Annotated in this window: 14 protein-coding genes and 1 tRNA gene; 10 read left to right on the forward strand and 5 right to left on the reverse strand. The window is 67.6% G+C overall.

What is annotated here, in order from left to right; genetic code table 11:
- The first annotated feature begins 104 nt into the window (after positions 1–104).
- Positions 105–1,472, forward strand: a complete 1,368-nt coding sequence (locus LR393_RS10365) for a UDP-N-acetylmuramoyl-tripeptide--D-alanyl-D-alanine ligase (RefSeq protein WP_231483510.1) — start codon at positions 105–107, stop codon at positions 1,470–1,472.
- 234 nt (positions 1,473–1,706) lie between these two features.
- Here LR393_RS10365 and LR393_RS10370 read toward each other — a convergent pair.
- Positions 1,707–1,793 (reverse strand) — tRNA-Leu (locus tag LR393_RS10370).
- 331 nt (positions 1,794–2,124) lie between these two features.
- On the opposite strand from LR393_RS10370, the gene LR393_RS10375 reads away from it, so the two are divergent.
- Genes LR393_RS10375 through pknB form a run of 7 tightly spaced genes read left to right on the forward strand, consistent with a single transcriptional unit; the run spans position 2,125 to position 11,609 of the window.
- Positions 2,125–2,892: an FhaA domain-containing protein gene (locus LR393_RS10375; protein WP_231483827.1), complete on the forward strand. Its 768-nt coding sequence runs from the start codon at positions 2,125–2,127 to the stop codon at positions 2,890–2,892.
- A 10-nt stretch (positions 2,893–2,902) separates the two neighbouring features.
- On the forward strand, positions 2,903–3,391 hold the full coding sequence (locus LR393_RS10380; RefSeq protein WP_231483512.1) for an FHA domain-containing protein FhaB/FipA: 489 nt from the start codon (positions 2,903–2,905) through the stop codon (positions 3,389–3,391).
- Between the two features lie 3 nt (positions 3,392–3,394).
- Positions 3,395–5,035 (forward strand): PP2C family protein-serine/threonine phosphatase, encoded by a 1,641-nt coding sequence (locus tag LR393_RS35145; protein WP_269326996.1) that lies wholly within the window; start codon positions 3,395–3,397, stop codon positions 5,033–5,035.
- Entirely contained in the window at positions 5,035–6,492 is a 1,458-nt protein-coding gene (locus LR393_RS10390) for an FtsW/RodA/SpoVE family cell cycle protein (RefSeq protein ID WP_345718679.1), read from the forward strand. The genes LR393_RS35145 and LR393_RS10390 overlap by 1 nt, the downstream gene beginning before the upstream one ends.
- A complete protein-coding gene (locus LR393_RS10395) occupies positions 6,489–7,937 on the forward strand; it encodes a peptidoglycan D,D-transpeptidase FtsI family protein (protein WP_231483514.1) in 1,449 nt (482 codons plus the stop codon). The genes LR393_RS10390 and LR393_RS10395 overlap by 4 nt, the downstream gene beginning before the upstream one ends.
- Positions 7,934–9,595, forward strand: a complete 1,662-nt coding sequence (locus LR393_RS10400) for a protein kinase domain-containing protein (protein WP_231483523.1) — start codon at positions 7,934–7,936, stop codon at positions 9,593–9,595. The genes LR393_RS10395 and LR393_RS10400 overlap by 4 nt, the downstream gene beginning before the upstream one ends.
- A gap of 25 nt (positions 9,596–9,620) precedes the next feature.
- The gene (pknB, locus tag LR393_RS10405) at positions 9,621–11,609 is read left to right on the forward strand and encodes a Stk1 family PASTA domain-containing Ser/Thr kinase (protein ID WP_269326998.1); all 1,989 of its coding nucleotides are present in this window, start codon (positions 9,621–9,623) and stop codon (positions 11,607–11,609) included.
- A gap of 62 nt (positions 11,610–11,671) precedes the next feature.
- Here pknB and LR393_RS10410 read toward each other — a convergent pair whose 3' ends face one another.
- Positions 11,672–12,301 (reverse strand): aminodeoxychorismate/anthranilate synthase component II, encoded by a 630-nt coding sequence (locus LR393_RS10410; RefSeq protein ID WP_231483525.1) that lies wholly within the window; start codon positions 12,299–12,301, stop codon positions 11,672–11,674.
- 1 nt (position 12,302) lies between these two features.
- Positions 12,303–13,181, reverse strand: a complete 879-nt coding sequence (locus LR393_RS36290; RefSeq protein WP_231483526.1) for a DUF881 domain-containing protein — start codon at positions 13,179–13,181, stop codon at positions 12,303–12,305.
- Between the two features lie 85 nt (positions 13,182–13,266).
- Here LR393_RS36290 and LR393_RS10420 point away from each other — a divergent pair, with 85 nt between their 5' ends.
- Together LR393_RS10420 and LR393_RS10425 are read left to right on the forward strand one after the other, a co-directional pair.
- The gene (locus LR393_RS10420; RefSeq protein ID WP_231483527.1) at positions 13,267–13,515 is read left to right on the forward strand and encodes a cell division protein CrgA; all 249 of its coding nucleotides are present in this window, start codon (positions 13,267–13,269) and stop codon (positions 13,513–13,515) included.
- 172 nt (positions 13,516–13,687) lie between these two features.
- The gene (locus tag LR393_RS10425) at positions 13,688–14,305 is read left to right on the forward strand and encodes an HAD family hydrolase (RefSeq protein WP_231483528.1); all 618 of its coding nucleotides are present in this window, start codon (positions 13,688–13,690) and stop codon (positions 14,303–14,305) included.
- On the opposite strand, the gene LR393_RS10430 is transcribed toward LR393_RS10425, so the two are convergent.
- Entirely contained in the window at positions 14,302–15,177 is an 876-nt protein-coding gene (locus LR393_RS10430; protein ID WP_231483529.1) for a rhomboid family intramembrane serine protease, read from the reverse strand. The two genes, LR393_RS10425 and LR393_RS10430, sit on opposite strands and share 4 nt — an antisense overlap.
- Positions 15,174–15,668, reverse strand: a complete 495-nt coding sequence (locus tag LR393_RS10435; protein ID WP_231483829.1) for a peptidylprolyl isomerase — start codon at positions 15,666–15,668, stop codon at positions 15,174–15,176. The genes LR393_RS10430 and LR393_RS10435 overlap by 4 nt, the downstream gene beginning before the upstream one ends.
- Positions 15,669–15,684: the final 16 nt, after the last annotated feature.

Here is a 15,684-nt window from a genome sequence, read left to right on the forward strand (position 1 = left end):
CCTCCGGCACCTCCACCTGAGGTATCACCTGCCGGTACCCGTGGAGGAGAGTTCAGACCCGGGGATGACGCGCCGCCTGCGCCTCGCGGACGACCATCGACGTCATGATCCCGATGACTGCGGGCGAGATCGCTCTAATCTGTGACGGTGAGGTCTACGGCGACCCGAGCCGGACGGTGACCGGTGAGGCCTACCTGGACAATCGTGCCCCGGTGCCGGGCGGGCTGTTCGTGGCTCTGGCCGGGACTCGCTCCGACGGTCACGACCACGCGGAGGGCGCGCACGTCGTGCTCGGCTCCCGGCCCACCACCACAACCACGGTGGTCGTGGCCGATCCGGTGGTGGCCCTGGGCCGGCTGGCCCGGCACGTGGTGCGGCAGGTGCGCCCCCGGGTGATCGCCCTGACCGGATCGCACGGCAAGACCGGGACGAAAGATTTTATCGCGGGGCTGCTCCCCGGCGCCGTCACCACCGTCGGCAACCTGAACAACGAGCTGGGCGTGCCGCTGACCTGTCTGCGGGTCGGTGACACGACCGATCGACTGGTGCTGGAGATGGGCGCGCGGGGTGTCGGGCAGCTGTCCTGGCTGACCTCGATCGCCCGGCCCGACATCGCGGCGGTGCTCAACGTCGGCAGTGCCCACATCGGCCGTTTCGGCTCGGCGCAGCTGATCGCCCGGGCCAAGGGTGAGCTGATCGAGGCACTGCCGGCCGACGGCCTGGCGGTGCTGAACGCCGACGACACCCGGGTGATGGTCATGGCCCCGCGCACCCCGGCAACGGTGCGGACCTTCGGCCGGCGTGGGGACGTGACCTGGCGCCATCTCGAACTCGATCCCCTGGGCCGGCCGTCGTTCGAGCTCGCCCTCGACGGCGGCTGGTTCCCGGTGACCCTGCACCGCAGCGGTGACCACCAGGTGTCCAACGCCGCCGCGGCAGCCACGATGGCACTGGCCGCCGGGGAATCACCCCACGACATCGCGGACCGGCTGGGGCGGGTCGGCCCCACCCCGCACCGGCTGGAACCGAAGGAACGCGTCGACGGACTGCTGGTGCTGGACGACACCTACAACTCCAATCCCGACGCCGCCCTGGCCGCGCTGGCCTGCCTGGACCGGATCGGCCGGCGCCGGGCGGGCCGGACCGTGGCGGTACTGGGCGAGATGCACGAACTGGGACCGCACTCCGCCGATTCTCACCGTCAGGTCGGGGCATTGACCGGGATCTTCGGTGTGGACGCCGTGCTCGCGGTGGGTAGCGCGGCTCTCCCGGTGGCGGCCGAGTCGGGTGGGGTGCACGTGCCCGACCGCGCCGCCGCGCTCGACTGGCTGCAGGCCAACCTCACGGCCGATGACGTGGTGCTGGTCAAGGGCTCTCGTGCGGGGGCGCTCGATCTTCTGGTCGACGAATTGCTCGGCTCGGTGCCGTCCGGCCCGCGGCGGGCTGCCCCTTCACCTTCCCTGGTCAGGTGACCGACACGCCCGGGCCCTCGTCGGCGGGCACCCATTTATTTGCGGACGTCCATGGGCACCGGTGCGGGCGGGCGTCCACCATGGGTTTCTCTCACCGACCGCACGCGGGTGACCCACTTCCGAAGCCCTTGATCGTTCGCGATCCGCGGGTGACGTTGCTCTCGCAGGGTTCCGATCGGGGCAAACCAAAAAAAGCCCCCGGGATGTCCCGGAAGCCTTCTTGGTGTTACTGGGTGGTGCGCGAGGGGGGAGTTGAACCCCCACGCCCTTTCGGGCACACGGACCTGAACCGTGCGCGTCTGCCTATTCCGCCACTCGCGCTTGCTGCGAGTAGAACGCTAGCACGATTTGGGGGTGCCCCCTGACCCATCCCTCAGCCACCGGACCCACTGTCCGGGAGGAGCCGGGCATCTGGGGATAATCGGTGACGATCTCCGGTCCCCGTCTCATCCACGGGGTGCACCGGCTCGCGGATACGCTGGGAGGTGACCGGACCCGTGCCACGGATCACGGTGTGCCCCTCAGGCGTTGTCCCCGAGGCGGGCGCATCGGGCGTCCCAGGTACCGGGCCGGTCGTGCTGTGACCGTGACTGCGGCAGGATCTGTGAGGATCAGCAGTCAGCCACCGGACCGGGAGGAGGTAGCCGTGGGAATGTTCGACCGGATGGAGAAGGGCATCGAGCGCGCCGTCAACGGCGCCTTCGCCAAGGCCTTCAGAAGTGAGGTGCAGCCGGTCGAGATCGCCAGCGCCCTCCGCCGCGAGATCGACGACCGGGCCACCGTGGTCGCCCGCGGTCGCACCCTGGCGCCGAACACCTTCGTGGTGGAACTCGGCGCCGGAGACCACGAGCGTCTCGGCGAGTGGGAAGACACGCTCGGCGACGAGCTGCGCGACGTGGTCGCGGAGCACGCCGGCAACCAGGAGTACTCGTTCGTCGGGCCGATCACGGTCCGCTTCGAAGAGGCCCAGGATCTCGACACCGGCCTGTTCCGGGTCCGCAGCACCACCACCCGCGGCACCCGGCCCCAGCAGGCCCACCCGCAGCAGCAGGCGCTCTCCCGCGCCCCGCAGCAGCAGCAGCAGCAACACCAGCCCGGCCAGGGCTACGGGCAGCCCCCCGCCCAGCAACAGCAGCCCGACCACCCCTCCCTGGTGGTCGACGGCCGGGTCTACCCGATCACCGCACCGGTCACCGTGATCGGCCGCGGCACTGAGGCCGACGTGATCGTCGACGACATCGGTGTGTCCAGGCGGCACGCCGAGGTCCGCGTCGAACACGGCCGGCTGATCGCGGCCGACCTCGGATCAACGAACGGCACGTACGTCGACGGCGAACGCATCAACACCGCCGAGGTCGTCGACGGCAGCCAGATCAAGATCGGCCGCAGCACCCTCGTCATCCGCTTCGGATCATGGTGATGAAACCGCGATGAGCGAGCTCACGCTGACCCTGCTACGGCTGGGATTCCTTGCACTTCTCTGGCTACTGGTGCTGTCGGTCGTGGCGGTCATGCGCCGCGACCTGTTCAACAGCCCCCGGATGAGCCGCCGACCAGCCACGGCCGGAGTTCCGGCCATGTCGGGTGGTGGTGGCAGATCCCAGCCACAGCAGCAGGAATCGCCACCACTCCCGACGACACTGGTCGTGACGGCGGGATCACTCAAAGGCACGACGATTCCCCTGGGTCAGGCTCCGATCCTGATCGGGCGCACACCGGAAAGCACGCTGGTGCTGGACGACGACTACGCGTCGGGTCGCCATGCACGGCTGTCATTGCGGCACGGCGTCTGGATGGTCGAAGATCTCGGGTCAACCAACGGGACCTTCTTGGGACGCAACCGCGTTCAGGACCCGGTACCGATCGCCCCCGGAGCCCAGATCCGGATCGGGCGTACCGTCCTCGAGCTGCGGAGGTAGGACATGGCGATCGCGTTGCGGTACGCGGCGCGCTCCGATGTCGGCCTGGTCCGGTCCAACAACCAGGACTCCGGCTTCGCCGGGCCCAGCCTGCTGATCATTGCGGACGGTATGGGCGGACACGCGGGCGGTGACATCGCGTCGTCCCTGGCCATCGGCGAGATGGCGCCCCTGAACGACATGGAGCACGGACTCGACGCCGCGCTGGACGAACTGCAGGAGTCACTGCGGCACGTCCAGCACGAGCTCGAGGCACGGGTGGGCGAGGAACCGGCACTGTCCGGCATGGGCACGACGGTCACGGCGATCCTGCGGGTCGGCAACGGCCGGCTGGGTCTCGCGCACATCGGCGACTCACGGGCCTACGTGCTGCACAACGGCCGGCTCGACCAGATCACGCGCGACCACACGTTCGTCCAGCGGTTGGTGGACGACGGGCGGATCACGCTGGCCGAGGCCGAGCAGCATCCCCAGCGTTCGGTGCTGATGCGGGTGCTGAGCGATGTCATGGACGACGTCGACCCCGACCTGACCATGCTCGAGGCCCGGGTCGGCGACCGGTACCTGCTCTGCTCCGACGGTCTCTCCGGCGTGGTCAGCTTCGAGACCATCGAAGAGACCCTGGCTTTCGGTAAAGACCCGGCCAGCACCTGCGACCAGCTCGTGCAGCTGGCCCTGCGCAGCGGTGCGCCCGACAACGTCACCTGCATCGTGGCCGACGTCGTCGACTCCGTCAGCTCGCCCGTGAGCATCGAGCCGGTGGTCGTCGGGGCCGCCTCTCTTCATCCCCAGCCGCGGATCGGATTCGGCGGATCCGCGGCTGAACGAGCCGCCGAACTGACGTCGACTGCTCCGATCCCGGTCGTGCGTGACTACGACCACCCGGCCGAGCAGCTCTACCAGAACGGCTACGGCGACCAGTACCAGGACGAGTACCAGGGCCGGTACCGCGACCAGTACAGCGACGGCGGCGGTTACGGCGACCAGTACGACCAGTACGAAGACGGCTCCCGCGACTCCCCCGACGAAGAGCCGCCGGGTGAACGCACCCGCGGAGGCCGGGCCCGCAAGGACTCGCCGAGACGCGGCCTGCGCATCGGTCTGTTCACGCTGGTTCTGGTGATCCTGGTGGCCGGCGGTGGGTACGGGGCCTACCACTGGAGCCAGGGGCGGTACTTCGTGGGCGCCGAGGCCGGCACGGTGGCCATCTTCAAAGGCCTGCCGCAGTCACTCGGGCCGATCGACCTCAGCAGCGTCACCTCGCTGGCACCGGACGTGCCGGTGAGCGGGCTGTCGAAGGCGAGCCAGAAGCGCGTGCGCGACGGCATCTCGGCCGACGACCAGGCTGCGGCGGAGACCACGGTGGGCAAACTGCGCACCGAGGTCGTGTGCCGGGCGGCGGCCAGTGCCTCCGAGGAGACGCCGACGACCACGCCCACTCCTGAGACCACGACGACCAAGGCTGCCGGCAAGACGACGACCAAGAAGTCCGGCGCGGCCGACGGGGCGAGCGCGCAGGGCGACGCGGAGATCGAGCAGGCGGGGGCCACCTCCGGCACCCCGACCACGGCACCGACAACTTCACCGACGACCACCCCGTCCACGGGTGGTGGATCCACGGCGGACTGCGGAGAGAGCAACTGATGGCGTCCGCGAGAACAGCCTCACCGCGTACCGGGCGTAACCTCGAGGCGGTCTTGATCGCGGTGGCGATCGGCCTGGCGATCGGTGCCTATGCACTGGTCGGCTTAGGAGTGAACGATGCTCTGCCTCCAGGCATGCTGGGCTACGGCGCTGGCCTGGGCGCTCTGGCCTTGGTGTTGCACTTGGCCGTGCGCCGGTTCGCTCCATACGCCGACCCGACCCTGCTGCCGATGGCGATGCTGCTCAACGGTCTTGGGTTGGTCATGATTCACCGCATCGACCTGGGTCTGGGTAAAAGTTTCACCGAGTCTGCGGCTTTCCGTCAGCTGATGTGGTCGGCGCTGGGGGTGGTCGCGGCCACCGTGATCATCATTTGGCTACACGATCACCGGGTGCTGAGCCGATTCACGTATATCGCGATGGCTGCCGGCATGGTCTTGCTGTTGCTGCCGCTGGTGCCGTTCATCGGCAAGAACATCAATGGTGCACGGATCTGGATCGGTCTCGGCGGATTCTCGTTCCAGCCTGGTGAGATCGCGAAGATCGCGCTAACTATTTTCTTCGCTGGCTACCTCGTGACCGCCCGGGACTCGCTGTCGCTGGTCGGCCGCAAAGTGCTGTGGATGCAGCTACCTCGGGCCAAAGACCTAGGACCATTGCTCGCGGCCTGGGGCGTTACCTTGGCGGTGCTGGTGTTTGAGCGCGACCTGGGTACCTCCTTATTGTTCTTCGGAATGTTCGTGGGACTGCTCTACATCGCCACCGAGCGAGTCAGCTGGGTCGTCCTCGGCCTGCTGCTGTTCGTCGGAGGTGCCCTCGCGGCCTGGCAGCTCTTCGCGCACGTGCAGGCTCGTGTCGACTTCTGGCTGCATCCGTTCCGCGACGACATTCTTCCCTACAGCACCCAGATCGTTCAGGGCGTGTTCGGCATGGCCAGCGGAGGCCTGATCGGAACAGGTCTGGGCGAGGGCTCGCCATGGCGTGTTCTTTACTCCGCCAGCGATATGATCTTCGCTTCATTGGGCGAGGAAATGGGCCTGACCGGTCTGTTCGCGCTCCTGCTGGTCTACGCGTTGATTGTGGAGCGTGGCCTACGCACAGCCATCGGAGCCCGTGACGGCTTCGGCAAGCTCCTGGCCGCAGGCCTGTCGCTCACCTTGGCTCTGCAGGTCTTCGTCGTCGTCGGCGGTGTCACCCGGGTGATCCCGCTTACTGGTCTGACCTTGCCGTTCATGGCAGCTGGCGGATCGTCGCTTCTGGCGAACTGGATGATCATCGCCATCCTGCTGCGCATCTCGGACTCGGCCCGGCGGCCGGCCCCCGAGGCGGATGGTCCATTGTTCGATCTTCCGGTCGATGAGATTCCGCCAGAGCTTCAAGACGGCTCAAACTCTCAAGGCGACGATCGGGACCAGTACGGGTCGGGGAACGATCAGGAGACGGTGGTGGTCCGGTGAACAGCCCGATCCGCAGGCTTGCCGCGGTGGTGACCCTGCTCTTCGCCTCGCTCTTCATCAGCGTGACGTATATCCAGGTGGTGTCCGCCAAGGAATTGGAAGAAAAACCGACCAATATCCGCACGCTGTACAAGGAACGCAGTCGTGAGCGCGGCAACATCATGGTCGGTAATAAGGCTGTAGCTACCTCAGAGCCGAGTGACGATTTATATCAGTACCTGCGCAAATACAACAGCGCTGCGATGTACGCACCGATCACAGGTTTCTACTCGGTCGTCAACGGCGCTTTCGGTCTGGAAAGCGCGGAGAACGACTATCTATCCGGGTCATCTGACGAACTGTTCATCCGGAATCTCGGCGGCTTGCTGACGGGCGAGCAGGCCCAGGGGGCCACTATCGAGACCACAATCAACGCAAAGGCGCAAAAAGCAGCCTGGGACGCACTTGGCGACCAGGACGGTGCTGCGATTGCACTCGACCCAGAAACCGGCGACATTCTGACGATGGTCAGTAAGCCGTCTTACAACCCGAACAACCTGGCTACGCACGATATTGACAAGGCCAAGGCTAGTTACAAGAAACTCAATGCTGACGAGCTGGAACCCCTTCTCAACCGCACCATCCGCCAGCTGTACGCGCCGGGATCGACGTTCAAGATCATTACGTCGGCGGCGGCGCTGTCGAACGGCTGGAGCGCGGACTCCACCGCCAACCTCACCGGCGTTGCCCGGCTGGACCTGCCGGAAACCACGGCAACCCTGCCGAACGACGACGGCTTGCCCTGTGCCGGTGGCACGCCGACGCTTCGTCAGGCGCTCGAGAAGTCGTGCAACACCACCTACGGCCAGCTGGGCATGGACCTGGGCCAGGAGACGCTGTCCGAGCAGGCCGCCAAGTTCGGCTTCGGACAGGCCCTTACCGTGCCGCAGACCGTGGTCAAGAGCGTGTTCCCGAGCGACCTGAACAAGCCGCAGCTGGCGCAGTCGGCGATCGGCCAGTTCTCCGTGCGGGCCACACCTCTGCAGGTGGCCATGCTGTCGGCCGGCGTGGTCAACGGTGGGGTCGTCATGCGGCCCAACCTGGTCGCGAAGGTGACCAGCGCGGATGGCAAGACGGTCTCCGAGCCCAGCCCGGAGGAGTTCTCCGAGGCGGTCACCCCCGAGGTGGCGGACTCGCTGAAGTCCATGATGGTCTCGGTCGTGACGGACGGCACCGGTCGCCCGGCTCAGATCAGCGGCATCACGGTCGGCGGTAAGACCGGTACCGCTCAGACCGCCGAAGGCCAGAACCCGGACGTATGGTTCACCTGTTTCGGAGAGAAGGACGGCAAGAAGATCGCCGTCGCGGTCGTCGTCGAAGACGGCGGAAGGCTCGGTAGCGAAGCCTTCGGTAGTACGGTCGCCGCACCGATCGCCAAGGCTGTGATGGAGGCGGTGCTGTCGTGATCACCAGTGTTGGTCAGAGGCTCGGTGAGCGCTACGTCCTGCGTGAGCGCATTGCCGTGGGCGGCATGGGCGAGGTCTGGGCCGCTGTCGACGAGGTGCTGAACCGGCCGATCGCGGTGAAGGTGCTGCGTACCGACCTGGCTCCGGACGCGAACTTCCAGGCCCGGTTCCGGGCCGAGGCCCGTACCGCAGCAGCCCTGAGCCACGGCGGGATCGCCGCGGTCTACGACTACGGCGAGGCTCTCGGCTCGGCGTACCTGGTGATGGAGCTCGTGCCGGGTGACCCGCTGTCGGCGATGATCGCCGACGAGGGTGCGCTGGGCACCGAACGCACCCTGTCGATCGTGTCCCAGGCCGCACGCGCGCTGCACGCGGCGCACCGGCACGGCGTGATCCACCGGGACATCAAACCGGCGAACCTGATGATCACCCCGGAGCTGCGGGTCAAGGTCACCGACTTCGGTATCGCCCGGCCTCGCGACCACGAGCCGCTGACGGCCACCGGCCAGGTGATGGGCACCGCTCACTACCTGGCTCCGGAGCTGGCGCGCGGTGAGACCGCGTCGCCGCTGTCCGATGTCTACGCGCTCGGCGTGGTGGCGTACGAATGCCTCACCGGATGGCGCCCGTTCGAGGGTGACAACCAGGTCGCCGTCGCCACGGCCCATCTGCAGGACGAGCCGCCGCCGCTCCCGGAGACCATCCCGGCGCCGGTGCGGCAGATCGTCATGTCGGCCATGGCAAAGAACCCGGCCAAGCGTCCCCAGGGTGCGAACGCGCTGGCCTCGCTCATGGAAGACGTGCGTCTGCGGGGTCTGGCGGGTGGCCGCCCGGCCACTCCCGACTCCGACCCACTGGGCCTGATCCCGGGCGAGCCCGAGTCCTGGGACACGAACACCGCCCCCCACGGCCAGACCGGCCAGACCGGTCCGGCCCAGCAGGGCGGCCGCCGGAACGCGGCGATCGACCGGGCCACCGGACCGGGTGGTCAGGGCGGCCAGAGCGGCCCGAACGGTCAGGGTCCTTCCCGGCAGTCGGTGTGGGAATCGCGCAACCAGCGCCGCGAGCAGGAGAGTCAGCCACCGGCCGGCCCCGGCTACGCCCAGGAGCAGCAGGATTACGGCCACCGCCGTGACCCCGGCCGCCAGCAGCCGCCCCAGCCGGGTGGCTACCCGCCGCAGGGCCAGCAGCAGGGCTACGACCGGGACAATTTCTTCGACGAGGGCTACGACGACGGCCGTCGGGGCCGGGGCGACCAGCGTCCGCCGTACGGTGGTGGCGCCCAGGGCTACGACCAGCCTGACCCCCGCTACGACCGGAACGACCGACAGGATCGGGACCGGGACGACGACGATCCGTTCTCGTCACTGGGCCAGGGCGGGGGCTACCCCTCACGAGCATCGGTGCGGGGCACGACCCGTTCCCGGGCCGGCCACGACAACTCCTCGTCGGGGCGCGGCGGACGACGGCTGAGCATGCCGCTGGCCGCACTGCTTGCACTGTTGGTGATCGTGGTGGTGGTAGTGCTCTGGAGCCATCGGAGTGACGCTGCAACTCGTTCATTGGACACGGCCGGATTGCGATCCGGTCACGCCACCTCCTTCGTGACCCCCGGAAGCAACATGTCCGTGGTCACGAACGTCGGGATCAGAGGATGATGAACGCGGCCAGGACGACGCGAGGATGGAACCGGTGAACGACAACGTGCGGGTGCTCGGCAACCGCTACGAGATCGGCGACCTGATCGGTCGCGGTGGCATGGCGGAGGTGCACGCCGGCCGGGACGCCCGCCTCGGCCGTACCGTCGCGATCAAGCTGCTGCGTACCGATCTGGCGCGGGATGCGACGTTCCAGGCTCGGTTCCGGCGCGAGGCACAGTCCTCTGCCGCCCTGAACCATCCCTCCATCGTCGCGGTCTACGACACCGGCGAGGAGTCGATCGTCGAGGCCAGCGGCGCGGTGGTGAACCTGCCGTACATCGTCATGGAGATCGTCGAGGGCCGCACCCTGCGTGAGGTGCTCGGCGAGGGTCACCACCTCGACGTCGACGCTGCCCTGGAGATCACCACGGGCGTGCTGGCGGCGCTGGAGTACAGCCACCGCATCGGCATCGTGCACCGGGACATCAAGCCGGCCAACGTGATGCTGACCCCGGTCGGTGACGTGAAGGTGATGGACTTCGGCATCGCCCGGGCCATGGCCGACTCGTCCTCCCAGATGACGCAGACGCAGGCCGTCATCGGCACCGCGCAGTACCTCTCCCCCGAGCAGGCGCGCGGCGAGCAGGTCGACACCCGCAGCGACCTCTACTCCGCGGGCTGTCTGCTCTACGAACTTCTCACCGGGCGTCCGCCGTTCATGGGCGACTCCCCGGTGTCGGTGGCCTACCAGCACGTGCGGGAGCAGCCCATCCCGCCGAGCCACGTGGTTGCCGGTATCCCCGAGGCCGTCGACCGGATCGTGCTGCACTCCCTGGCCAAGGGCCGGGACGAGCGCTACCAGACGGCTCAGGACTTCCGCGCCGACGTCGAGGCCGCCCGCGGTGGGCGTCAGATCTACGCGCCGGCCCCGGCGATGACCGGGTCCAACTCCACCACGCAGTTCATGCCCGCGGCCGACGGTACCCGGGCCATGTCCCCGGTGCCCGGCAACGCGGCGCAGGGCGCGGCGATGTACGGCGACCAGGCCACCACGGTCGGCGGTCAGCAGTACGACCCGTTCCAGCAGCAACAACAAGACGACTACGGCCGCCGCTCCCAGGAGCCGGAACCGAGCAACCGCAAGCCCCTGATGATCGGGGCCGCGGTGCTGGCGGTCATCGTGGTGCTGCTGCTGGTGATGAACTCGCTAGGTGTGTTCAGCAGCGACAAGGGTGCCGACGGTGGCGACACAACCTCGGGTCTCATCGCCATCCCCAAGGTCATCGACAAGGATCAGGCGATCGCCAAGAGCGATCTCGTGGCCGCAGGCTTCGACGCCGGAAACATTAAGACCAAGTCGAAGAAGACCACGGACGCGGACAAGTACGGCAAGGTCATGGAGGTCGATCCCAACGAGGGGGAAGAGGCGGCCAAGGACGCCACCATCACCCTCACGATCGGCAAGAAGCCTGACTCCGTCACCGTGCCCAGCTTGATCGGTAAGTCTCTGAGCAGTGCCAAGTCTCTCTTGACCGCCGAGAAGCTGACCAGCACTTCGAGCGAGACGAAAAATTCCACTTCGACCACGGCTGGTGTGGTGGTCAGCAGCGATCCGGCCTCAGGTGACAGCGTGGATCCGGGTACGGAGGTGAAGCTGCTGATCTCCTCGGCGATGGTGACGGTGCCGGACAACCTGATCGGCATGTCGTACCAGGAAGCCAAGAAGGCCCTGGCCAACGTCGGGCTCAAGGCATCGAGCCGTTCAACCGTGTCCAGCGGGAGCACACCGGGCACCGTGCTGGATTCCTCGTACCAGAGCGGCTTCACGGTGACCCGCGGTGCCACGGTGGCCCTGAGCGTGGCCAAGGCCCCCACCACAACCACCACAACCACCGCTCCCTCGGAAGAGCCCAGCGAGACCACGGCTCCGACCGAGACGGCCGACCCGACAGAATCGGCTGCCCCGACCCAGACCACCACGGAGGGCACCGGCGACGGCGGAGATGACGGGGACGAAGACTCAGCCCCGTAAGCACCACCACGACGAAGGCCCCCTGGAATCTTCCAGGGGGCCTTCGTCGTATCTGGGGCGAGTCAGCGACGCACCAGCGGAGCCATCCCGGCCGACCGCTCCACCGCATCACGGTCGCCGCAAACTTCCAGCCAGTTGGCGAGCAGCCGATGCCCACCCTGGGTCAGCACACTCTCGGGATGGAACTGCACACCGTAGAGCGGCAGCTCCCGGTGCTGCAGAGCCATCACCACACCTCCGGCCGTGCGCCCGGTGACCTCGAGCTCGGCCGGCACGGTGTCGGCCACGACTGCCAGCGAGTGATAGCGGGTGGCCGTGAACGGCTCCGGAAGACCCTCGAGCACGCCCACGCCGTCGTGCTCCACCTCGCTGGTCTTACCGTGCATCAGCTCAGTAGCGTGCGTCACGGTGGCCCCGAAGGCTTCTCCGAGGGCCTGGTGCCCCAGGCACACGCCGATCATCGGCTGCTTGGTCCCGGCGCAATGCAGCACCATCTCCGGACTGACTCCGGCATCCTTCGGGGCACCCGGACCAGGTGACAGGAGAACCCCGTCGTACCCGTCCGCGTCCTCAATTCTCACCTCGTCGTTCCGCCGCACCTCGCACTGCGCGCCGAGCTGGGCCAGGTAACCGGCGATCGTGTAGACGAAGCTGTCGTAGTTGTCGACGACGAGCACTCTGACGGGCTTCAACTCATGACTCCTGGTCGGTCTCGGTGGCATCGGGAGAAGTCGGTGTGGGGGTCGCGGAACCCGCCACCCGGGCATGGCTGAGGCTGAGCGACCCCTGGTAGGCGGGAAAGCTCAGGTCGTGGGAGGTCTTCACATCCCACCCGAGCCGCAGCGAGGCCACGTACTGCAGGTAGATGCCGATCTGGGGAGACGCGTCGACGGCGGCGCGCAGCTTGCCGATGTCACCGATCGCGGTGATCTTGTAGGGCGGTGAGTAGACCCGCCCCTGAAGGATCAGCGTGTTGCCGACGCAGCGCACGGCACTGGTGGAGATCACCCGCTGATCCATGAGCATCATCGACTCGGCGCCGCCGGCCCACAGCGCGTTCACCACGGCCTGCACGTCTTGCTGGTGAACCACCAGGTCGTTGGGACCGGCCTGGGCGGGCACCGAGGAGTCGCGCGGTGCGTCGTCCAAAGTAATGGTCAGCCCGGGCCCGGTGACCGCCACCAACCCGGCCTCGGCCTCCACCCCGACCGAGCCCTTCTCCAGGTCGCGGATCGTGCGGTCGGTGACCGCAGCCGCCGCGGTGTCGGCCTTGACCTGCTCGTTCAGCGCGGCGACGCGCTGGCTCTGCTCCTGCACGCGCTCGTTCTCGTCTTCGAGCAGGTCGGCCAGGTCGGCCCGCTGCGAGCGCAGCTGGGTGCCGTGCGAGGTGTGAGCACTGGTGGTGAACAGCAGACCGGCCGTGACCAGCACGACGCCGACGCCGACCGTGCCGGTGCGGGTGTGCCGGGGAGCCCGGACGACCGGCGTGGCGGTGCCTCCGAGGGGGATGTGGGGGTTCGCGCGCGGACGTGCCTGGCCGTTCTCAACTGGATCGTCCGATGCGGGTGCCACAGCACTACGCTAGAGGAAGTGGCCGCACGCCCGCCGGTGTGTGGCCGTCAGCTGAAGCCGTACCTGTCCCCGGAGGAGTCCGTCGATGCCCGAGTCCAAGCAGAGGAACAAGGGTGGGTACGAAGCCCCCCGCGCTAAGACTGCGGTCCAGAAGCCCAATGGGCGGTTCTTCGCGCCCATCATGGTCGGCTTCCTGATCCTCGGTCTGGCCTGGATCGTGGCCTACTACCTGACCACGGGTGACTACCCGGTACCCAACATCAACGACTGGAACCTGGTGATCGGCATCGGGATCGCGCTGTGCGGTTTTGGCATGCTCACCCGCTGGCGCTAGTTCCACAGGAATTACACCGGTGGAACTTGTCCCCAGAGTTTTCCACAGCTGTGAATAACTGAAGCGGCCGCCGCGTCCTGGTGTGAAAACCGGGACACGGCGGACCGAATCGGGCTTGAAGCCCCCAGAAGTGCCTGATCCCAACCAATCAGGCCGGGCTACGCTCGGGCTCATGGAGCCTTCCCAGACCTGGCCCGCGGTGGTTTTCGACATCGGCGGCGTTCTCACCACCTCTGAGGGTGGCGTGCCCGAGCTGTCGCGGGTGATCGGGGTGGAGCCGGAGCGCTTCGCCGGTCCTTACTGGGAGTACCGGACCGATTACGACCGTGGCACGCTGCCCACCGAGTACTGGCCTCTGGTCGCCGCCGAGCTCGGCCTGACGTGGTCGGACGAGGAGCTCGAGCGCATCGATCTGTTCGACGCCCGGCGCTGGTCGGATCTCGCACCTGGGCGCACCGAGTTACTCACAGCCCTGCAGACCGGTGGCGTGACGACCGCGCTGCTCTCGAACGCGCCCTCGTCGATGGCGCGGGTGGTGAAGGCGTCCGGCTGGTCGGCCGGGTTCGACCACCGGATCTTTTCCTGCGACCTGGGCCTGATCAAGCCCGACGCGAAGATCTACCAGGCGGTGGAAGACACTCTCGGCCGACCGGGCGAGCAGCTGGTGTTCTTCGACGACCGGCCGCCGAACATCGAGGCGGCTCGGGAACGGGGCTGGCAGGCCCATCTGTGGACAGGCCCGGAAGCCTGTTGCGAGGTGCTCATCAGTCTGGGCCTGCCGACCCCTTAGAGCAGCAGCCCTTCCGGAACCATGCTGATCTTGATCGCATAGGCCGCGGCGAGAACCACGACCACCGCGACCACGCCGCCGGCCTGCACGGCCGTGCGGTTGGCCCGCGGCGCGTACGCCAGCACGGCCGCCGTGACCACACCCGTCACCAGGCCGCCGAGGTGGGCCTGCCAGGCGATGTTGGGCAGGAGCAGCCCGATGACGAAGTTGATGCCGATCATCGCGACGATCTGCGTGGCGTCGCGGTTCAACCGCCGCTGCACCACGAAGAACGCGCCGAACAGGCCGAACACCGCACCCGAGGCACCCACCGTGGTGGTCACCCAGGAACCGGTGACGTTCGGGGTGGCGAGCACCAGTGAGGCGATGGAGCCGCCCAGGGCGCTGACCAGGTAGAGCGCCGCGAACCGGACCCGGCCGAACATCTGCTCCAGGTACGGCCCGGTGATCCACAGGGCGTACATGTTGAAGAGGATGTGCAGCGGGCTGGTGGAGTGCAGGAACGCCGCGGTGATGAGCCGCCAGGGCTCGGACTCCGACAGCGGGGGGAAGAACGCGAAGTCGCTGGTGATCTGTGAGTTCGACAGCTGCAACAGCCAGGCGACGACGCACAGGCCGATGATCGTCATTGTCACCAGGGGCCGGCCACCGGGGGTCAGCGTCGCCCCGAACGGCGTGCGGGCCGTGCGCAGGCCCTTGTTCTGGTTACGCACGCAGTCCACGCACTGCACACCGACGGCCGCCGGACGCTGGCACTCCGGGCAGACCGGCCGCTCGCAACGCTGGCACCGGACGTAGGACACGCGGTCCGGGTGGCGCGGACAGACCGGTTCCCCGGCCGCCGCACCACCCGTGGAGGGCTGAGTGGTCACCCGCGTGTGATGGTGACCCGCTCGATCACGACGTCCTTCTCGGGACGGTCACGACGATCGACCGGGGTGTTGGAGATGCTGTCCACGACATCACGGCTGGCCTGGTCAGCGACCTGGCCGAAGATCGTGTGCTTGCCCTGGAGGTGGGTCGGGGTGCTCGTGGTGACGAAGAACTGCGAGCCGTTGGTGCCCCGGCCGCCGCGGACGCCGGCGTTCGCCATGGCCAGCAGGTAGGGCTGGGTGAACGTGAGCTCCGGGTGGATCTCGTCGTCGAAGTTGTAGCCCGGGCCACCGGTGCCGGTGCCGGTCGGGTCTCCACCCTGGATCATGAACCCCGCGATGACGCGGTGGAAGATGATGCCGTCGTAGAAGTTCTTGCCGTTGTTCGGCCCTTCCTGGGTGCCCTCCGCCAGCTCGACGAAGTTACGCACCGTCTTGGGGGCGTGGTTCGGGAAGAGCTGAATGCGGATCATGCCGTGGTTCGTGAGCATGTCGGCGTACAGGTTT

Origin of the sequence: Kineosporia mesophila (assembly GCF_021129235.1) — a bacterium.
Lineage (GTDB): Bacteria > Actinomycetota > Actinomycetes > Actinomycetales > Kineosporiaceae > Kineosporia > Kineosporia mesophila.